14 protein-coding genes are annotated in these 21,085 nt (G+C 67.1%); 2 read left to right on the top strand and 12 right to left on the bottom strand.

The annotated features are described in order from the left end of the window. Window positions 1-58: 58 nt before the first annotated feature. Window positions 59-640 carry a dihydrofolate reductase family protein gene (locus tag OHB12_RS32015; protein WP_327113628.1) on the bottom strand — a complete coding sequence of 194 codons (582 nt, stop codon included), beginning with the start codon at window positions 638-640 and terminating at the stop codon, window positions 59-61. Window positions 641-883: 243 nt separating this feature from the next. Then, window positions 884-1,606 (bottom strand): MerR family transcriptional regulator, encoded by a 723-nt coding sequence (locus tag OHB12_RS32010; protein WP_327113626.1) that lies wholly within the window; start codon window positions 1,604-1,606, stop codon window positions 884-886. Between the two features lie 237 nt (window positions 1,607-1,843). Here OHB12_RS32010 and OHB12_RS32005 point away from each other — a divergent pair, with 237 nt between their 5' ends. Continuing rightward, complete coding sequence (locus tag OHB12_RS32005) at window positions 1,844-2,200, top strand: DUF1707 SHOCT-like domain-containing protein (RefSeq protein ID WP_327113624.1); 357 nt, start codon at window positions 1,844-1,846, stop codon at window positions 2,198-2,200. 6 nt (window positions 2,201-2,206) lie between these two features. On the opposite strand, the gene OHB12_RS32000 is transcribed toward OHB12_RS32005, so the two are convergent. Together OHB12_RS32000 and OHB12_RS31995 are read right to left on the bottom strand one after the other, a co-directional pair. Continuing rightward, on the bottom strand, window positions 2,207-4,546 hold the full coding sequence (locus tag OHB12_RS32000) for a serine/threonine-protein kinase (protein WP_327113622.1): 2,340 nt from the start codon (window positions 4,544-4,546) through the stop codon (window positions 2,207-2,209). 262 nt (window positions 4,547-4,808) lie between these two features. Continuing rightward, a complete protein-coding gene (locus OHB12_RS31995) occupies window positions 4,809-6,350 on the bottom strand; it encodes an amino acid permease (protein WP_327113620.1) in 1,542 nt (513 codons plus the stop codon). A 209-nt stretch (window positions 6,351-6,559) separates the two neighbouring features. Here OHB12_RS31995 and OHB12_RS31990 point away from each other — a divergent pair, with 209 nt between their 5' ends. Further along, window positions 6,560-7,618 carry an SPFH domain-containing protein gene (locus tag OHB12_RS31990; RefSeq protein WP_327113618.1) on the top strand — a complete coding sequence of 353 codons (1,059 nt, stop codon included), beginning with the start codon at window positions 6,560-6,562 and terminating at the stop codon, window positions 7,616-7,618. A 41-nt stretch (window positions 7,619-7,659) separates the two neighbouring features. On the opposite strand, the gene OHB12_RS31985 is transcribed toward OHB12_RS31990, so the two are convergent. From OHB12_RS31985 to OHB12_RS31950, 8 genes are all read right to left on the bottom strand, one after another. Then, window positions 7,660-12,603, bottom strand: coding sequence for an NAD-glutamate dehydrogenase (locus OHB12_RS31985; RefSeq protein WP_327113616.1), 4,944 nt, complete (start codon window positions 12,601-12,603; stop codon window positions 7,660-7,662). Window positions 12,604-12,773: 170 nt separating this feature from the next. Further along, window positions 12,774-13,451 (bottom strand): hypothetical protein, encoded by a 678-nt coding sequence (locus tag OHB12_RS31980; RefSeq protein ID WP_327113614.1) that lies wholly within the window; start codon window positions 13,449-13,451, stop codon window positions 12,774-12,776. Between the two features lies 1 nt (window position 13,452). Continuing rightward, a complete protein-coding gene (locus OHB12_RS31975; protein ID WP_327113612.1) occupies window positions 13,453-14,472 on the bottom strand; it encodes a hypothetical protein in 1,020 nt (339 codons plus the stop codon). Window positions 14,473-14,549: 77 nt separating this feature from the next. Next, window positions 14,550-14,903 (bottom strand): helix-turn-helix domain-containing protein, encoded by a 354-nt coding sequence (locus OHB12_RS31970; protein WP_063024976.1) that lies wholly within the window; start codon window positions 14,901-14,903, stop codon window positions 14,550-14,552. Between the two features lie 16 nt (window positions 14,904-14,919). Then, window positions 14,920-16,638 (bottom strand): type VII secretion protein EccE, encoded by a 1,719-nt coding sequence (gene eccE / locus OHB12_RS31965; protein WP_327113607.1) that lies wholly within the window; start codon window positions 16,636-16,638, stop codon window positions 14,920-14,922. Then, complete coding sequence (gene mycP, locus OHB12_RS31960) at window positions 16,635-17,993, bottom strand: type VII secretion-associated serine protease mycosin (protein ID WP_327113605.1); 1,359 nt, start codon at window positions 17,991-17,993, stop codon at window positions 16,635-16,637. Before mycP ends, eccE begins: the two co-directional genes overlap by 4 nt. Further along, window positions 17,993-19,516: a type VII secretion integral membrane protein EccD gene (eccD, locus tag OHB12_RS31955; RefSeq protein WP_327113603.1), complete on the bottom strand. Its 1,524-nt coding sequence runs from the start codon at window positions 19,514-19,516 to the stop codon at window positions 17,993-17,995. Before eccD ends, mycP begins: the two co-directional genes overlap by 1 nt. Beyond that, window positions 19,513-21,051 carry a MinD/ParA family ATP-binding protein gene (locus OHB12_RS31950; RefSeq protein WP_327113601.1) on the bottom strand — a complete coding sequence of 513 codons (1,539 nt, stop codon included), beginning with the start codon at window positions 21,049-21,051 and terminating at the stop codon, window positions 19,513-19,515. Before OHB12_RS31950 ends, eccD begins: the two co-directional genes overlap by 4 nt. Window positions 21,052-21,085 lie beyond the last annotated feature (34 nt).

Raw genomic sequence — 21,085 nt, 5'->3', positions numbered from 1 at the left:
TCACGCGACGTCCGTCACCGTTCTGGTGGCGGGGCCGCTACCTCAGGGTTTGCGTGCGCTAGCCCGAAGACACCGAGGCCATCTGCTGGTAATGCATCTGGACGACGGCGCTGTCGAACGTCATCACATCGACGAGCTGCAACCCAGACACCACCGCGGGGGTCGGGAACAACGGGATACCGCCACCCAGCAGGATGGGGTGGACGAACAGCCGGTACTCATCGATCAGATCGTGCTTCATGAACGCCGACGCCGTCTCCGCACCGCCGAACAGGACCATGTCGCAACCAGGCCGCGCGCGCAGCGCGGCGATTTCCTCGACCAGATCCTCCCGGACGATTTTCGTGTTCCAGCCGGCGGTAGGCAGGCTGCGTGAAAAGACGAGTTTGGGCGTTTCCTTCCAACACCGCGCGAAGTCGACATAGAACTCCGATATCGCCGGATCTACGTCGGCGGTCGGCCAGAACGATGCCATGATCTCGTACGTCTTCCGGCCGTAGAGGAACAGGTCGGCCGAGCTGAGTTCGTCCATCAACGACTCGCACAGTTCCTCGTCCACCACTGGCCAGTGGACTTCCTGATCCGGCCCCTCCGCGAAGCCATCCAGCGACATCTGCATCCACAGGGTCACGCTTCCCATTGCCCACACCCATCTGCTGCCTTGTGCGATTGGGAGATTTTCGGCGAAAGCGACACTCGCGCGCATCAGTAGGTTGCGCACGACATACCTAGGTACATGGTCATAGGTAGCTCCGCGTGCGGCGAGCACGCGGCAGATGGCACCAATATACCGCTAATTAACGGCACGTTACTGCCACGTATCTCCAGCGATGGGAAAGTGGGAACAGAAGCAGTTCCGGTCGGCCCGCCCTGGCCGAGCAGGTCATGCCTCCGGCAGCGCGTCCGCGAGTTCGGTGTCCTGACTGAGATACCGTGCGATGAACAGATTTACGAGCTCGGCGGTCGCCGCGCCGGGGACCGCGCGCGTCGCCGTCAGCTGTTCCGCTAGCTCGGCGACCTCTACCGGGCCTCGGTCGGATTCCTGGAACGACGCCAAGGCGGTGCGGCGGAAGAGGTCGACGAAACGGCGGGCGATGCGATCGGCGTCAGCGCGCAGCTTCTCCAGTTCGCCGAGCACCTCGTCGGCCGGGATACCGGCGTCCACGATGCGATCGAGGCTGTGCACCAGCCGACGATCCGCGATCCGATAGGTCGCCGCGTCCACCGGCTCGTACAGCCCCGCCGCGACGACCCTCGCGAGACCGTTGGGCACTTCGCGGTAGCGCTCGGCGAGTTCGGTCGCCGCGATCATGTCTCCGGCAGCCAGAACGGTCGTCTCGGCCAGGTCGGGCTCGACGACGCCGAGAATGTCACCCAGGTCGTCACCGCGATCCCAGGCTTTGAGCAATTCCTTGATGCCATTGATTTTGATCCCCCGATCGAGCAGCCTGCTGATGGTCCGCACCCGGTTCAAATGGTCGGCACTGTAGAAGCCGGTACGCCCCTTGACCTGAGGCGGCGGCAGCACGCCACGCTCGTGGTAAACCCGCAGGCTGCGCACGGTCGTACCGGCCTCCCGCGCCAGCTCGTCGATCGTGTACTCCACGCCCGCAGTCATACCTCAAGGAAACCACATCGCAACACGAACGGATGGCCGGTGCGCGGGCGTTTTGGTGGCCGACGGACGGCCGGCGACGAATCAGCAAACTCTACGTGATCCGCGGCGATTCATTCAGACAAGGCACCGCGGCGTCCGGCCGTGCCCGCGCGGGCAGGCCGATCTTCCCGCCCTTGGAAAACTCACGTGGTGCACGGCTTTTGCCGCTACGCCTATCCTTCCGACATGGGTGAATCTGCGGGTCCCCCGGCCAGCATCGCGGACCGCGAGCGAGCGATGCGCGAGCTGACGCAACACCTCGGCGCGGGCAGACTGAGCCTGACCGAATTCGACGAACTCAGCGCGGTCGTCGCAGCGGCGACCAGCAAGACTCAGCTGGCCGAACTGTTCGCCGACCTGCCAGGCAGCACACCGCAGGCACCGGAGATGCCACCGACCAATCCACTGCCACGCCTCGTGGTGGTGGCGGGGGCGGCCGTGGTCCTCGCGATAGTCCTCGCTCTGACCACCGGCAACTGGCTGTGGTTGCTCGTTATCCTGGCCGCACCAGCGCTTTTCATACTCACCGCACGGACGGTCTGAGCCCGGTCACCACCTGGACTTCGGCCGCACGTGATTGGCCAGGTCGACGAGCCGATACCGGTGCAGGCGGTGCGGCGCGATCCGGGCCAGCGCGCGCAGACTGGACTCGAGCCCGCGCTGCAAGCCCAGCGAGGTGACCGGGAAACCGAGCAGGGTCGCCTCGGATTCCGCCGACTGCCCGCCGGCGCGCACCCACTCCAGCGCCGCACCTACCACGATGACCTGTAGTTGCAGCGCCCTCGGCTCGTCCGGCGCGGCGTCGAGTCGCGCCGCCGCCTCGATGAGGTCGGCCTCGGTGGTCTCCGGGATCGGCTGCGAGACCAGCAGCAGACAGCCGGTCATCCGCGCCACGCTCTGATACCGCGAGGCCGCAGGCACCTGGTCCAGGACGGCGACGGCCTCGAGCAGTGCGCCGTCGGCCGCGAGCCTGCGGGCCAGTCCGAAGGCCGCGCTCACCACGCCGTGGTTGGTCCGCCACACCGTCCGGTAGTACTCCATGGCGAGCTGATGCCAGCGGTTGTCGTCGTCGGGCTGGCCGAGATGCTGCAGCGTGAGTTCCGCGGTGGCCGCCAGCGCAAGGGCGGGCGCGATCTCACCGGGCAGCATGCCGTGCACCAGATCGAAGTACTCGTAGGCGCGCTCGTACTGGCCGTCCAGCAGCGCGGCAACGGCCGAGTACCACTCGATGCGCCAGTCGGTGGCGTAGCTCGGTCGCAGGTCGGCGAGCCGGTCGCACGCGGGCACCACCTCCCCCAGGTCGAGATGCGCGCGGACTGCCGTCAGCGTTCCCTCCAGCTCGAAGGTCTCCGGCTCCCGGATCGTTCCGGAGACGATCCGGTCCGCAGTGCGGCGCAGCGCGTCGAGGGCGTGCCTCGGGTCGCCGTGCAGCAGGGTGGACAGCAGGTCGGCGCTGGGATCCTCGCTGTCGATCAACGGAACCGGCAGGGCCGCAACGACGCTCGGCGCATCCAGCGCGGGGAGCCGATGACGTCCGTCGGCCATGCCGTCGGTCTGTCCGATCAGCGTCTCGATGCCGAAATCGCCACGCATGGAACCGAATTCGAGCGAAGCCTGGGGATGCTCCGTGCCCGTATCGGCGGCGAGTACCATCCGGAGAACGCCCGCGAGCTGGCCATACATCGAATAGGCGGTCGGGAAGCGGCGCTGCGGATCCAGGTCGGTGGCCCGCCGCAACAGCCGGTCCAACGACGGATAGCGCAGGAGCAGCGGCTGCTCGTCCGCCGAAGGAATCCCGGGCAGCTGGTGGCCGTCGGAGGTCTTGGGCATGTCCAACACCAGTGCGGCTAGGGTGCGGCCGACGGAGTAGATGTCCGAGGCCACTGTCGGGCCGGTCTCGGTAATCTCGGGCGCCTGGTAGCCGGGGGTGCCGTAGATGCTTCCGTAGGACTCCATGGCGGCGACCGCGCCGAGATCGATCAGCTTGACCTCGTCCTCGCTGACCATGATGTTGTCGGGCTTGAAGTCGTTGTAGGCGAGTCCGAACGAGTGCAGATAGTCCAGCGCGGGAAGGATCTCCATCATGAAGGCGATCGCCTCCGAGACTGGAATGCGTTCCGGTGCCCGCAGATCGAGCATTTTCTTCAGTGAGCGGCCGCCGACGTACTCCATGACGATGTAGCCGTCGGGAACGTCGCGGCGGGACTGGTGCTTGACGAAGTTGTGGATCTTGACGATGCCGGGGTAGGCCACCTCGGAGAGGAACTGGCGTTCGGCGAGCGCGACTACATGGGCCTCGAAGTCGAGCGGATTCTGCAGCCCCTTCAGCACCACCCAGCGGTCGCTCACATTGCGATCGACGGCGAGATAGATCCAGCCGAGCCCGCCGTGGGCCAGACAGCCCTGCACCTCGTACTGGTCGGCGACCATTTCCCCTGGCTGGAGCGAGGGCTGGAAGTTGAACGGCGATCCGCACCGACCGCACTCGCCCTCCACCACGCCGGGTCCAGCATCGGTGGTGCGGCCCACCGGCTGCTGACACTTCCAGCAAAACCGTTTGTGCTCCGGCATTTCCGGGCTCTGCATGACCGCGGAACGCGGATCGAGCGGGCTCACCTTGGGCATGGACACGAGGCCATCACCCAACCTTCGCCCACTCGGTCGGGACCGGCCGCTGCGGCCGGAACCGGGATCCGATTCGAGGCCGTCGAGCAACTCGGCGGTGCTGATAGTGAGTTCCGAAGAGGTGGTGGCGGCGATGGCGGCGATGTCAGCGGCGGCCGTACGTTCGACGATGCTCGGCATCGACTCGACAGCGACGGCATGCTGCTTCGGCTGTCCCTCGGCAAATTGAGGCGTCGACCACGGATTGGGCAGCCGTGGGGGCATCTCGGTCTTGAGCAGGAGCCGAGTTGCCCATGGGTGAGAACTTCGCCGAGGCACCTCGGTGCCGCGCATTCGCCGATTCGCCCACGGATGTGCGAGTGGACGGTCGGATGCGCTGGGGTGCTCCGGCATACGAACCTCTCAGACCCACCGTTCGATCGGGGTTTCATTCTGGTCCGCTACCTGTCGATGCGCGCTAGTATTGTTCCCAGCGTTGGGAATAGGCTATCCGCCCCGGGCGGTAGCGCCCGGGACGGAGACTGACTCACTCCTCGTCGGGCTTGTCGAGAATCACCACCGTCTCGCCACCCGCCGTGTTCTTCCGCGGCGGCCGCTCGGCCAGAACCGGGAACTGACCGGTGACGCCCTGGCGTACCTCCGCGACGCGCAGCACCCGCTTACGCGCCAGGAACCAGCCGCCGACCAGCGCCGGAACCACGACCACGACCATGGCGATCACCGCACCCCGCTGCACTTCGTCGTCACTGAAGGCCATCAGACCGACCACGGTGACGAGGAATGCCAGCGTCGCGAAGCTCGTGTAGGGCGCGCCGATCAGCCGGAAGGACGGACGTTCCGCGCGGCCGGTGCGCGACCAGCGCCACAGCTGCAGCTGACAGACCACGATCGCGGCCCACGCGACGATCGTGCCGAGCGCCGACATGTTCAGCACGATCTCGAACGCTTTGTCCGGCACCACAGCGTTCAGGCCGACGCCGATCAGCGCGACCGCGCCGGTAGCGAGGATGCCGACGTAAGGCACACCGCCCTTCGACATTCGCGACGCAATGGTGGGCGCACTGCCGTTCATCGACATCGAGCGCAGGATCCGGCCGGTCGAGTAGAGCCCGGCGTTCAAACTGGAGAAAGCCGCCGTCAGCACCACGAGGTTCATCACAGAGCCTGCGCCATCCACGCCGATCCGCGAGAAGAATGTGACGAAGGGGCTCTCACCTTCCTTGAAGGCGGTGTAGGGCAGAAGCAGACCGAGCAGCACCAGTGATCCCACGTAGAACAGCGCGATCCGGGCGATCACGGAGTTGATCGCGCGCGGCATGATCTTCTCCGGGTTCTCCGCCTCACCGGCCGCCGTACCGACCAATTCCACTGCGGCATAAGCGAAGACGACACCCGTGGTGACCAGAACGAGCGGGAGGATACCGCTGGGGAACAGGCCGCCGTGGTCGGCGATGACGCTGGGCCCGGTACTCTGCCCATCGACCTTGAAACGGCCCGCGAGGAAGATCGTGCCGATGATCAGGAATGCGACGAGCGCGACCACCTTGATCAGCGCGGCCCAGAACTCGAGCTCGCCGAACCACTTCACCGAGATGAGGTTGACGCTCACCACCAGAGCCAGTGCGACCAGGGCGATCAGCCACTGCGGTATCGCCTCGAAAGCTCCCCAGAAATGGACATAGGTGGCGATGGCGGTGATGTCTACGATCCCGGTCATGCACCAGTGGAAGAAGTACATCCACCCGACCGCGAATGCCAGCTTCTCGCCGTAGAACTCACGGGCGTAGGAGACGAACGATCCCGAGGAGGGGCGATGCAGCACCAGCTCACCGAGCGCCCGCAGGATGAAGAACACGAACACGCCACAGATGGCGTACACGATGAACAATCCGGGGCCGGCACTGGCCAAACGCCCACCCGCGCCCAGGAACAGTCCGGTGCCGATGGCGCCACCGATCGCGATCATCTGCAGCTGACGCGGGCGAAGGGACTTGTGGTACCCCGCGTCCTCCTCGTGGAGCGTGCCCGCCGGCGCGGGCAGCTCCGAGGGAGGTCGAACTGTGGTCATGGGGATGGCCTTTCAGGTGACGGCGATCATAACTTCGCCCAATGTACCGTTATATAGCGGCACGTTCAATAGTGACTTGCCTCTTGTAACAAGCTGGACATCAAAAATTGCGAGAAAAGGGCACAGAGCAGCGGCGATCGCGAGTCATTCGTTGATCGGACCACTGGATATCGGTACGCTCAATGTGAAAATCGGCTGATGGAGCGCAGATGGCGTGGTTCGAGCGGGAGTTCATCGCGGTCCCGGAGGACCGCAAGAACCAAATGGTCTACAAGTGGCCGGATGTCAACATCCGCCGCTACAGCCGTGCGATCGTCAACGCCGACGAGATCGCCCTGTTCGTCAAGTCCGGGCGGGTGGTCGCCGCTCTGGGCCCCGGCCGGCATCGTATCGACGCCGATGAGCTGCCGGTGCTCGGCGCGCTCGTCGACACCGTCACCGGCGGGAACTTCTATCGTGCCGAGCTGTATTTCGTCGCCACCCGGGAAGTCCCCGGCGTCCGGTTCGGCGGGCGACTGGCCGACATCCTGGATCCGGTCAGCGAGCAAGTGATTACCCTGCGCGTCTTCGGCGAGTTCGCGCTCGCCGTCCGCGATCCGGCTGAACTGCTCACCTCGCTGGCGGGCACCGCCGATCTCACCGAACAGGAACGGGTGCAGAGCTGGTGTGCCGATCTCCTGCTCAAGTCCATGAAAATCGCTGTCACCCAGGGTATTTCGCGCGGGGACTGGCAGGTGCTCGGACTCTCGGCACAATTGCAGCCGATCGAGGCCGCTGTCCTACGTCAGACGAACACCGCGCTCTACGAATACGGACTGCGTATCCCACGGATGGGCAACTTCGACATCACGCTGGCGCCGGAGGACGCCGACCGGCTGAAGCGACTCGCCAAGGACGTCAAGTACATTCGCCTGACCGGTGACTTCCAGCGCTATGCCGCGGGCGAGCTCGCGCTCGGCGCGGGCCAAGGGTTCGCGCACGGCCACGGCGCCGAGGGTGGATTTCTCGGTGCCGCGCTGAGTGTGAATGCCATCGGACAGCACGTAAGCAACCAGTCCAGTACACCGCAACTGCCGCCTGCCCCGGCCGATGCCGGGCAATCCCCCTGCGCCGCTTGCCAAGCCGTAAATCCACCAGGTGCGCGGTTCTGCATGAACTGCGGAACGCCGCTCGCGCCGCAACCGCGGCACTGCCCGGGCTGCGGCGCGGAATCGACTGCGACGGCCAAGTTCTGCGGGAGCTGCGGAACGCCGATGCCCGGAGGCTGACGCCGAGCGCGTCCAACCTCCGGGCATCGTCCGGTTTACACTCAGCCGACGACCGTCGGTGCAACCGTGGTCGACTCACCCCCGGTCACCATACTGCGGACCTGTCGCGCCGCGACCGAGAGCGACGCCAGATCCTGGGTCTCGACGGCGAAAATCTGCGCCAGCGACGCGCTGGCGCGAGCAAGCCGGGACCGGTTGGTCGACTCCCAGTACGTGATCTTCTCCGCCGTGCTCTCCTGAGGTTCGGTCGCGGTGAGCACGTCGAGCGTGAGTGACCGCAGCGAATCGTAGAGATCCTCGCGGACCGCGAGCCGCGCCAGCGCACTCCAACGTCCGCCCCGCTCGAGCTTGCCGACCGCAATCAGCAACCGCTCGATCTGGAAGTGCTCGTTGAGCGCGTAGTACAGCACCGCGACCTCCGACGGATCACGCTCGGCAATCTCCGCCAAGTCGATCACGTCGAGCAGCGGGAAGCGGTGGATCAGCCCGAACGCCTCCTCAGCCAGCTCCCGTGGCGCGCCGCGGGAGATCGACCCGCGCGAGCGCTCGGCCAGGTCGTCGGCGAGATAGCCGGTCAACAGGGCGGGCACCTGCCCAGCCAGGGCCCACACTCGGTCCCGGTACCTGGCGATATCGGCGCCGATCGCAATCGGTTGTGGACGGTTGGACAGCAGCCACCGGGACGCACGGTCGAGGGTCCGCTTGGTCTCCAGTTCCAGTTCGTTGCGGGCCGCCGTGGACATGGGGGTCTGCCTGATCCGCTGCCAGAGTGCGTGCAGATCGAAGATCTCGACCGCCGCGGTGTAGGCGCGTACCGCGTCGTCGGTGGTGGCCCCGGCCTCCTCCGCGAGGCGGAAGGCATAGGTGATTCCGCCGTAGTCGACCATGTCGTTGACCACCACCGTGGCCACGATCTCGCGCCGCAGCGGGTGCCTGCCGATCGCGGACGCGAACCGCTCGCGCAGCGGCGCGGGGAAGTACGCGGGCAGCACCGGCTCGAACGCCACGCTGTCGAGCAGGTCACCGGCGAGTAGATCGGCTTTCAGCGAAAGCTTCACGTGCGCCATGAGATTAGCCAGCTCGGGCGAGGTGAGCCCGACTCCATCGGCGGCACGTCGCGCCAGCTCCGCGCCCGTCGGCAGCGCCTCGAGCTCGCGGTCGAGCCCACGGCGTGCCTCGAGGTCGTTGATCAGCCTGGCGTGCACGCTCGACATGCCCGCCGCGTCGGCCCGCGACATTCCCAGTCGGAAGTTCTGGGAGATGTTGTCGCGCAACACGAGTTCGGCGACCTCGTCGGTCATCGAGGCGAGTAGCGGGTTACGGTCGGCCACAGCGAGCTCTCCGCCGGAGACGACGGCATCCAACAGGATCTTGATGTTGACCTCGTGGTCGGAGCAGTCCACGCCCGCCGAGTTGTCCAGCGCGTCGGTATTCATCCGGCCGCCGTTGCGGCAGAACTCGATCCGGCCCAGCGCCGTCGCGCCCAGGTTACCGCCCTCGCCGATCACCTTGACCCGCAATTGGTTCGCGCTGACTCGTACCGCGTCGTTGGACTTGTCACCCACATCGGCATTGGTCTCGGTGCTCGCCTTGACATAAGTGCCGATGCCACCGTTCCAGAACAGGTCGACCGGGGCGAGGAGGATGGCCTTGATCATCTCCGGCGGCGACAGCGTAGCCACCCCTGGCGCCAAGTCGAGTGCCGCGCGCACCTCAGGGGTCACCGGAATCGCCTTGGCGGAACGGTCGTAGACACCGCCGCCTGGGCTGATCAGCGAAGTGTCGTAATCGGCCCACGAGGAACGCGGAAGCGCGAACATACGCTGACGTTCCTGGAACGAACGGACCGCGTCCGGAGCCGGGTCGAGGAAGATGTGGCGGTGGTCGAACGCCGCCACCAAACGAATGTGCTCCGACAACAACATCCCGTTACCGAACACATCACCACTCATGTCACCCACACCGACAACAGTGAAATCCTGCGTCTGCGTGTCGATCTCCATCTCACGGAAATGCCGCTTGACACTCTCCCACGCACCCTTGGCCGTGATACCCATCGCCTTGTGGTCATACCCCGCGGAACCACCAGAAGCGAACGCATCCCCAAGCCAGAACCCGTAACTCTGCGCAACATCGTTCGCGATATCAGAGAACGTCGCAGTCCCCTTATCCGCAGCAACAACCAAATAAGTGTCATCACCATCACGACGCACCACCCGAGCCGGCGGCAGCACCTCACCGGACACACGATCCACATTGTCGGTGATATCCAGCAAACCAGAAATGAACGTGCGATAGCACGCCACACCCTCCGCACCCAGCGCCTGACGATCCGCCACCGGATCACCCGTCGCCGCAGGCGGCTGCTTCACCACGAACCCGCCCTTCGCACCCACCGGCACGATCACCGCGTTCTTCACCGCCTGCGCCTTCACCAAACCCAAAACCTCGGTCCGGAAATCCTCCAACCGATCCGACCACCGCAAACCACCACGCGCCACCGAACCGAAACGCAGATGCACACCCTCCACCTTGGGCGAGTACACAAAAATCTCGAACTGCGGCCTCGGCTTCGGCAACTCCGCAATCGCATGCGGATTCAGCTTGACCGACAGGTAGTCCAGCGGGTTGCCCTCGTCGTCGCGCCGGTAGTAGTTGGTGCGCAGTGTCGCCTCGATCAGGCCGAACAGAGCGCGCAGAATCCGGTCGGTGTCCAGGCTGACGACGGCGTCGATCTCCGTCTGCACGCGCTCGGCAAGCGCCGCGGCCCTGGTGTCGGCCTCCGCGCCGACACCGTCCGGATCGAAGTGCGCGGCGAACAGCTCGGTGCACGACCTCGCGGTAGCCGGATGGGTCAGCAGCACGCGGGTGATGTTGCCGAAGGTGTAGGCGAATCCGGCCTGCTGTAGGTATTTCGCGTAGGCACGCAGCAGCACCACCTGACGCCAGTGCAATCCGGCGCGCAACACCAGCTCGTTGAGGCCGTCGACCTCGGCACGGCCGAACCACATCGCGGTCACGGCCTCTGGGAAGCGTCGGCGCACACTGGTTTCCGGCAGCGACTCGAGCTCCACCGAGTGCTCGAGGTGCGCGGGGGGCTCGCCGTCGAGTGCGTCGCGCAGCGGCGCAGCGGCAACGCGCAGTCCGAAGTCGTAGATCCAGCGATCCGGCCGATCCGGCAGCGTGATCTGGTAGGGCCGCTCGTCGACGACTTCCACACCCAGACTCTGCAATACCGGAAGGACGCGGCTCAGCGAGATCCCCTCTCCTGCGACATATAGCGTGAATCGCCATTCCACCGAGGAGGATTCGCTCTGCCGGTACAGGTTTGTGTCGATGGCACCGTCGTCGAGCCGCTCGAGCCGCTGCAGATCGGAGAGCGCGTGCGCGGGCTCGTGTTCCTGCTGGTAGCTCGCCGGGAACGCGGCCGCATAGTCGGTGGCCAGCGCCTGCGGTACATCGGACGCGCCCGCGGCCTCGGCCACCAGGCGGTCGCCCCAGGTCCAGGTCGTCGCCAGCAGCAGCTCCTGGATCCGCTCGCGGTTCTCGTCGGAGATGTCGGCCGGTTCCGCACCGGGCTTGCGGTGCACGGTGAAGTAGACGACGGCCAGTTCCGATTCGGTGGCCCGCGCCGAATAGGCGATCTGCTCGGCGTCGAACTCGGCCCGCAAGATGTCACCCATGCGCAGACGGACTTCGGTGGAGTAGCGGTCGCGCGGCAGATAGACCAGGCAGTAGATGGCGTCGCTGCGCGCGTCGCGCCGGATGAACAGACGCACCTGCCGCCGCAGGCCCAGATTCATGACCGCGGAGACGGTTTCGAACAGCCTGCGCGCATCGGTGGAGAACAGCTCGACCCGCGGGAACGACTGCATCATCTCCAGCATCGCCTGCCCGGAGAACGAATCGAGCCCGAAGCCGGCCCATTCGACGACCTGCAGCACGCGACGCGAGATGACCGGGATGTCGAGGATGTTCTCGTGCAGACCCGCGACGGTGAAGGTACCCACGAAGACGTGCTCGCCCTTCACCATGGCGACGGTGTCGCCCCAGGACGCGCGACCACTGGGATCGGTGCCGCCATAATCGGCGACGCTGATGAAGTACAGATCCCGCGAACCCGGCACCAGCGAGTCCACCGAACCGTTGGCCATGCGAAGGACCGTCCGCTTCGCACCGACCACAGGCACACTGATATCCGCGACGGCGCCGTTGCTGAGCACGCCGAGCCCGGTGCCCGGCAGCTGCCACGGCTCAAAAGCCGCGTCCGCACTCGGCGCGGAGCGACGGAAGTGATAGTAGCCATACCCGAGCGGAGTGAAGTGCCCGTCGGACAACCACCGCAGCAAGTTGGAGGTTTGGGGGATCTCGGCGTCGTCAGCCCATTTGGCGGCCTGGTCGAGCTGGTCGGCGACGGTGTTCAGCACCTCGACCATGGTCGGCGTGTCGTCGGCGACCTGACGCAGGTCGGCCAACAGCGGCGGCAGCGCACGCTCGATCCGATCCACCAGCTCGTCGGCCAGGCCGACGCCCAGCTGCACGTGGATCCACGACTCGCGCAGCGTCTTTCCGTCGGTCTCGCCGGTCGGTTCGGCTTCGCCGCCCCGGTGCACGATGGTCAGCAACTTGCCATCGGCGTCGCGGGAGACATCGAATACCGGGTGCACCACCTCGGTGACCGTCGCACCGAGCCGACGCAGCGCAGCGGTGACCGAGTCGACCAGCAGCGGCATGTCGTCGTTGACGATCTGGATCGCGGCGCCCAGCTCGGTGCTGTCCTCCGGGCGGTAGACCCGGGTGGTCGCCGACCCTGGCGCACGGGTGGCGGCCAGCTCGAGATGCTGCCGGAAAATCCGCTCGGCCCGATCCGTGATCGCCGAGGTCGAGGAACCCGGCTGGATCCACCGGAAGTAGACCGCCTCTAGATCGGTCGGATCATTGCGGAACCGCTGTGGTGTCATCGTCTGCTGGGTGGTTGCCGCCATCGATCCGTTGCCTTCCCGAGAACTGCGCTCGTACGTTTTCGTACTTCAAATAACGTACCGCTAGATAACGGCACAATCAACAGTGTAACAATAATTACGCTCGCCGGACAGCGATCATGTGCTTCCGGATCAGGGATTTTTCCGGCCGAGAGAATGCCAACGATGTGCCGTCAGCGGACCAGTCCCGCTCGTGAGAGAAAGGTCTGGGCGGCAGCCTTACCGGCGAACGTCCCCGTCTCCAACCGCAGACCCACCCGGGCGTCCGCGTACCAGACGGTTGCCGACGGCCCGATCGCGGCGTAGACGGGGCCATCGACAAGAGCCGTTCCCCCCGCGGCACGCCAGCGAGAGATCGTCTCGGCCAAGCGATCCGGCTGCGCGCGCTCGGCATAGAAGGTCAGGTCCTTGCCGCCCGCGATGCCACCGAAGAGCATCGGATGATTGGCGGCGATCACGCACTTCTCGCCCTGCCCACCGGAATCCATTGGCTGACACGATGCCGCCGACCGCAACGGCTCCGGCACGACTTCCTCCGACATGGCCCCGGAGAGCGAGGGCAGGTCGATCGAACAGGACCGGGCGATGACGACACCGAACACGACCAGGACCAGGATGGCCACGCCGAGCGCGCGCCACTGCCAGCGCGGATACCCTCCAGTCACAACCTTTTCCGCATCAGCACCGATCTTTTCGGCGACCTTGACGAGCTTGGCGGGTGCATGCTCGACAAAGGACTCCACGGCGTGCACGACAGCGCGCAACGGCGCCCCACAGTGCCCGCAGCGGGAGTCGGCACCGGTATTGCGGTGCGCACAGTACTGGCAGATCAGCTCGGGTGGCCTCGACACGTCAGCGCCCCGTGACGACGACCGAGGAGATCGCGACGGTGTTGATCGACGCATCACCCTTGGATTCGAGCACGGTCAGCACGATTTTCGAGGTGCTCACCGGCGGATCGATCTTGGTTACCACCAAGGTGCGCTGGTCGAGCGTCGGTTGGGTGTACTTGTTCCCATCGTCGAACTGATACGAAACCCGGCTCACCGTGCGGTATTTCGCCCACTGGTCGGTTCCGTCCGTACCTATGTTGTCCCAGCCGGGCATGATACCGATCGAGTCGACCTGATAGGTCTTACCCAAATCGATCGTCATGACCTGGCCATCGACCTTGTAGGCGCGCACGCACGACCACGCCTTGCCCGATTGTCCGCCGAAGGCGTCCATCGCCGACGTGCTGCCCGGCGGGCATTTCGAATCCGCGGACTTCACCGGGATCAAAGAGCCCGCCGATGGAGCGGCCGAAGTCGCGGGTGCCGCCGAGGTCGGCGGCGGGGTGATGACCAGGAGCTGATCCTGCGCCGTGTCCTTCTCCTGGCCTCCGGTGGTGATCAGCAGCAGCACGAGCAGCACCGCGACAACCGCGCCGACAGCCAGCGCCACCTTTGGTTTACGCAGCTGGGTGAGGGCGTCACGCCCGATCTGCTTGGCAGGCGCGAGCCGGTCCGCCGGGGTAGACGCGGGGCGTTCCGGTTCCGGCTCCGGCTCCGCGGGCGCGTTCGCCTTAGCGGCGACCGCGGAATAGTCGGCCGCGTAATCCATTGCGGGAGTGGAGTCCTGCGACTGACCGTTCAGCAGAGCGAGGATTCGCTCGCTCGCCCGCGGGCCGTCGCCGGTGCGCCGCCGTGGCGCGGACACTTCCGGCTCCTCGTCGAGGTCGGGAATAGCGAACGTGGCCGCGCTGTACTCCGGCTGCTCGGGATTCTCGCGCGTCGCCACGCTGGACTGCCCGAACACCGGATCGGACAGCAACGCGTCCAGGACCACACCTCGATGACGGAGAAATACATCTCCCGGGTCCTCGTCGGGCATGATTCGGATCGTATCCGGACCGGGACGCCCGCCGATCCAGCACTATTCCCGCTGGAGAGAACAGCTGGCCGGTCCGGTCAGCGCTTCTTTTCCTCGGTCACGAAATACTCCGGCGGCACATCGAACACCCGGGCCAGTGCGATCACCAGATCCAACCGCGGGATCGCGTCACCGTGGATGAGCCGGTACAAACCGGACTGCGACACCGGCACGTCCGGATACGCCAGTTCCAGATGCTGCGCCAGCGAGTACAGCGTGAGCGAGCGCGTCGATCCGTCCTCGGTCGAGACGACGGATTCCGCGATCAGCTCCGACAGCCGGCTGGAAAATATCGCCGCTGCCGCCTGCCTCGGGGTTAGTGCGTCCCCGGCGTCCGGATGAGGGAGATCGCCGCCATCGGAATGGGTGTCCGCTACCACGGTGATAGACATTAACCGACCACTCCCATCAGCTCACGCGACGGCCACCAGGTTGCGGCGGCGCAACCGTGGAACCAGGGGCTCCCGCGCCAATCGCGGGTGGGCCGTCGACGGAATCGAAATAACGTGTTTCGCCTCTCGGCTCGATGAGGTCAACCCGGACCGTGCGCATCGGAATGCTCACATCCACCGCGGTCGCGCTGACCTGATTGATCGCGAGATCGACCGAACGCCTGCGCGGACCGCCAGGCTCGCTGATGGTGACCGTCGTGTGCGCGCTGGACGCGCGCGGCGGCAGGTGGTCGAAGACGGCAATGGTCGCGGGAGTCTCCGCGCCGCCCTCGCTACCCGGTCCCCCCGTACCGTGGCCCGCCATGCGCAGCGAGTGGGGGTCGCCGACCGCGGCGACAAGCTGCCGCCAGCTGTCCGGCCGCGCCGAGTGGATCTCCACATCCGCGCCGACCACCATCGCCCGCAGTACGATCTGCTGGGCGACCGGCAGCATCGCGTGCACGTCGATCGTGCGTCTGCGCGGGTTGTACCGTGCCGGGTCGAACAGCGGCAGCGCCAGGGTGTGCCGCGGCTGACCGCTGATCGAGCCCAGGATCTGGCCGTTGGGGCCGATGGCGATGGCCAGGTCGGCGACGAGGTCGTCGGGGGCGATGTCAGAGCCGGACTCGGCGCCACGCAGGACACGCACCGAGCTGCCGGTAGGCAACGAGGCCATCAGCGCCGTCGACTGGCTGCCGCCGAGCAGCCGCAGGTAATCCGGCGGCGCGGTGGTCACGGCCGGGCCGATGAACCGCACGAGCGCGCGCGGACCCGCCACGTCGTCGGTCAGGTTGACCACGAGCGTGGTGCGGCCGCGGTTCCAGGTCCAGCAGTCATCCAGGCCGACGCCGTCCAGGCGCGTCCAGTCGATCAGGAAACTGGTGACGCAGCGGCCGGGCACCGAAGATTCCAGGCAGCTCCAGGTCTCCCGCAGGTCGGTCAGCTCGACCCCCGCGTGCAGCAGCCGCGTCGCGTCCCGCAGAGCCGCCGCGGGAAGCGCGTGCGCGGCGATTCCGCGTTCACGTAGCCGTCCCGCGATCCGGTGCGCGGCGGTGGCCAGCGCCTTGGGGGCGACCACCGCGCATGGGCCACGCTTGCTCAGCGCGGCCAGGTTGCGTTCCTGGTCCAGCCGCACCACCAGCCAGGTCAGCCGGTCGCCGACCACCGGATGGGAGCCGATCAGCTGGTCGTACAGCATGCTGTAGCTGCCGGTCGACCGGACGCGCTGCCCGGTCGTCACGATGTCGATGTCGACGGCGATGCCGAAGTGGTCGAGCATCGGGTGCAGCATGTCGACCGGAATGGTGTCCTCGGTGTAGAGGGTCCGCTCCGCGATGACCGTAGGAAGATCGAGGTTGGGGGCGAGCTGGATCATCGCGACCAGTGTGGTGTCCGCCTCGTTGATCCCGCACACACCTGCCGCGACCTCCACGTCCCGGATCCGGGCGCGTGCCACCCGTTCGCTCGCCCTGGCGGTACGGCCGAATCGGTACTCCGCCCAGTCGATCAGCCAACGGGCGCTGGTGCGTCCGTTCACCCGCACGGTCACGGTCGTGACCAGGAACGTGACAACCACCGCGCTCACCCACCACGGCGTCTTGGCCGACAGACCGACCAGCAGCGGGCTGCCGACGAACACGATCGCGGCGAAAGGAGCACGTTCGACGCCCCCGACCCGAATACTCGGAAGGCTCACCGCCGCCTCCGCATCACGGCATTCGCACGGCTCCCGCCGAGCCCGAGCAGCACGGCGACGACGATGACGATGGTCGCAGTGACCGCGGGCCGCAGATCCTTCGCACGCGGCGGCGCGGGCATGGTCAGCTCCGAGGAACGGAACAGCCCGGTCGGCTGCTGCGGCGGCGTACGGTAGCTCAGTGCGGCCAGCGGGTCGATCATGCCCGCGCCGACCGCGTTGTCGATGCCGCGGGCCGGAGCGTGCGCGCTGGCCTGAAGCCGGGAGGCGATCTCGGCCGGGGTCTCGTTCGGGAAGCGCGACCGCAACAGTGCGGCGACCCCGCTGACGTAGGCCGCGGCGAAGGACGCGCCGCCGACCGGCACCAGTTTGTCCGGTGACCCGACGCCGTTGATCAGACCACCTCCGCCGGGCCCGAGCGACTCGATGCCGGTCCCCGGCGCGGCCACCGAAACCCACGGTCCCGTCAGCGAATCCGGCATCGGTGCGCCGGTCGCGCTGGTGAATCCGACCGTGAGCACATCGGCACCGAACCAACCCGGCGTCGAAATCGTCTTCACATCACGCCAATTCCGCGCGTCGGCGGGCCGGGTCGGGTCGATGTCGGGGTTCTGTGCGCAGTTCGCGGTGCCCGCGGTGTTGCCCGCACCCGCGACGATGAGCGCGCCACGGACGTGTACGGCGTGTCCGATGGCCGCCGACAGCATGGACTGGTCCAGCCGCGAGTCCGCGGGCACGCAGATCGGCAGCGAGACCGTGATCACCCCGGCACCCTGGTTCGCCGCGCGGGTGATCGCCCGCGCCATCGTGCGGATATCGACGGCGATCTGCTGGGTGGGATCGGAGTTCGGCCGTTCGGGGCTGAACGCGCCGGAGCGGGTGCGAAGCGAGATGATGCGCGCGTCGGGAGCGACGCCGGCGAATCCGTCGGTGGGGTCGGATGCCGCGCCGATGATTCCGGCCACCAGCGTGCCGTGCGCATCGCAGTCGGACAGTCCGTCGCCGCCAGCCGCGACGTAGTCGCCGCCGCCGACGAGATTGGGTAGCCGCGGGCTGGGCTGCACGCCCGTGTCGATGACTGCGACGGTGACGCCGCCACCCCGGCTCAGCGCGCGGGCGCGCCGCAGGTCCAGCGCCAGTTCCGGCGGCGGAGTGCGGGTTAGATCGCTCTCGGGCAGCACGCCCGCGGCGAGGCATCCCTTGTCCTGCTTCGTCGGGAGTTCCGGTCCCGGCGGGTCGTCCTGCGGCGGTGAGCCGACCACCACTTGCGGCGGCTCCAGCGCACCCGCGGGCGCGGCGGTGATGGCAAGCAGTACCCCGGCGAGGACCGCGACGGCAACGCTGCCGACCTTCATCAGATTCCTCGCATAGCGGTGTAGACGCCCATTATCCAGAAGGCGATCACCGGAACCACCAGGATGAGCACATACTCCACCAGATCGATGACACGGCGGGTCACGGGCGACAATCGCTTGCCCGGTAAGCGGATCGCCGCGACGCATGCGGCACACGCCGCGAGAGTGACCACCACTCCGACCGTCAGATCCGCGGCCGGGCTCTGATACGCCCCGACCAAGACGAAACTGACGCCGCACGCCGTGACGGCGGCGGCGGTGATCAGCGCGATCGCCTGGACGCGGTCCGGATGCCAACGCGACCGCATCGCAAGGAGGCCTGCGATGGCCGCGCACATGACGATCTCGCGGATGCCCCCGGGACTGACCGCGGCCGTGATCACAGCGGAGACCGAAAGCAAGGCCGAGATCGCGGCGATCAGTCCGCGCAGGCTGGTCACCGCCAGCCGTGCCCGGCCCTCGATGCCGACCTCGTTGCTGCGGCGCTGCCGTTCGCTGTCCTCGGTGTGCTCGTGGTCCTCGCGCACGGTCTCGGCGTCGAAGATGTCGGTCAGCGTCGTCGGTGCGACCTCGGTGCCGGGGTCGGGCAGATCCGGCGGCCGGATCCGCGCGATAACCACGGCCAAGCGCGGCGCGGCGGTCAGCAGCACGATCCCGACGAACACCACGCCGCCCGCCACCTGCCCCAGCGACAGATCGAGATACGTCAGCGGCAGGGCCGCGCCGGTCACTGCGACGCCGAGCACCGTCACCGCCATCAGGGTCGCGATCCCGAGTCCGCTCAGCCGCATCATGGTGGCGGCGGCGACTGCGGCCACCACCGCTCCCGCCGCCAGATTGGCCGCGGCGAATGGACCCGGCTGGTCGTAGGCGGGCGGCACCAGCATCGCGCCACCGGCGAACAGCAGCGGAGTCGCCGACAACGACAAGCCGAGGCACACCTTTGCCGTGGCGCCGCGGCGCCGGGTCGCCGCGGCAGCTGCCCAGCAGAGCAGGCCGAGCAGCAGGGTGGGCAATCCACACCACAAGACCGAACCGGTCCGGGTCCACGACCATGACAGCATCGCGGCCACCGCCGAGGCCCCCACGCCCAAGGCGGTGAGGCCGACGACCGCGGCGGTGTTCGCGTCGAACTCCGCGAACTCGCGCTCGTTGATCAGGGCCAGCGCGTCGGTGATGTCCTCGACTACCGGCGTGAACACCTCCGCCGATTCGACCACCGACAGCATCAGCACCGTGCCGTCGGTGACATCGTGGTCGCCGAGACTGCGCCAGCGCGGGATCGGCGGCTCGCCGGGACGGGCCAAACTCCACTGACCCTGTGGTGGGGTGAAGTCGACGCTCTCGTCATCGATCGCCGAGGCCAGCACGACCAGCAGATCGTCGATGAATGTCTCGATGGTGAACTTGGTCGGCACCACCACATCGACCTGGTAGGTGGAGATCATCACGGCGATCCGGGCCCGTGCGACCTCCGCCGATGGCTGCGTCCCGGCAGGCGCGGGCGCGACGGCAGTGCTCATCGCCACCCTCCGCGGTCACCGGAGTTTTCGGCGCCGCCGGTCAGGTACCCGGGGAACCCGTCCGCCAGCCAGGCGGCCAGTTCCTCGAACGCGAGCAGCGACTCTTTCTCGAGCAACCGCAGGTCGATCTCTCCTCCTTCGGCCAAGTGGGCGTCGTAAGGCAGCACGGTCGTCGGGCGCTGGGCGGTCGCGAACAGCTTCTCGATGGCGTCGACGTCGACGGTCGGCTTCACGGGCTGGTGGTGCACGATCGAGACGATCGACTTCGCGATCAGGTGCTGCAAGCCGTGCGCACTGAGCCAGTTGAGCGTGGCCACGGCGCCGGTCACGCCACCGACGGTGGCCGGGGTAACCACGACGACGGCGTCGCTGGTCTGCAGAACGGTCGCGGTCGCGGAATCGAGCACACCGGTCCCGCAGTCGACCATCAGCAGGTTGTAGTGGCGGCGCAGCACCTCGACGGCGGTGGCGTACTCGCGGCCGGACAGCGCTTCGGTGGCCTCGGTACTCCACGGCGAGGCGATCACGGCGAGGTCGGCCGAATTGATCGAGGTAAACGACTGCACCGCGGAGAATGCGTCCAGGTTCTGCGACAACGCCAGGTCGCGCAAGGTGAGCCCATACGGGTGCCTGCTGGTGCGGGTGGCGAGATCGCCGAAGTCCGGGTTCGCGTCGATGGCGACCACCCGGTCCGGACGCAGACTGGCGAAGGTCGAACCGAGCGTCGCCGCGGTGGTAGTGCGGCCGACGCCGCCCTTCACGCTCACCACCGCGATCTGATAGGTCGAGGTGAGCTGCCGCCGGATGCGGTTGCGGCGGTCCTCGGCGCGCTGCTCGGCCGGGGAGAGTCCCAGGTTGAAGCCGACCTTGTTCAACGCGCCGCGTACGCCCGAGTTGGAGCGCAGCTGGGCGCGACGGGCGGCCGAGATGTCGGCGAGCAGATCGATCGAGCTGAGCGCGGCGGGCAACACTTCGATCCGCGGCGTCTGGTCATAGGCCGAGCGGTCGATACGCTCGGGGACCCACGGCGTTGCCGATCCGGACTGCCAGTCCTGATTCGCCGACGCCGAGTCCGTGTGCGCGACAGCCTGCGATGGCTGCTCGGGGGACTGCTCGGCCTGCTGTGATGCCTGGTACTGCTGGGTCGGCTGCTGCTGAACAGTAGGTTGCTGGGCCGTGTGTTGTGGGGGAGCCGGTTGTGTCGGTGCCGCGGTCGGCCGTGCGTCGGAATAGTCCCTCGACTGCGCGTTCACTTGCGGCGGAAGCGCACTGGCGCCACCCGGTGGTGGCCCCACGACGCCCGACCTCGGGCGGTGGCCGGATTCCGGCGCGGGAGGCGCCTGCGGCTCGCGTGGCGCGCCAACCACGGGATCGACGTGAGTGAACGTGTCGGCATTCTGGCGGCCTTCGGGGGCGGGCTCCGGCGCGACGGATGCGTCGGTCAGCTCGCCGGTCTGTGCGAAGTACGCGTCGTAGCCGCCACGAGCCCGCACGGCCTCGGTCGAATGACCGTTGGTGCTCGGTGCTCGGTTCATTTCGTCGTCCTCTCGACAACCACGGTCCGACGTT

Source organism: Nocardia sp. NBC_01730 (genome assembly GCF_035920445.1).
Classification (GTDB): domain Bacteria; phylum Actinomycetota; class Actinomycetes; order Mycobacteriales; family Mycobacteriaceae; genus Nocardia.
This window is presented reverse-complemented; position numbering and strand designations above follow the sequence as displayed.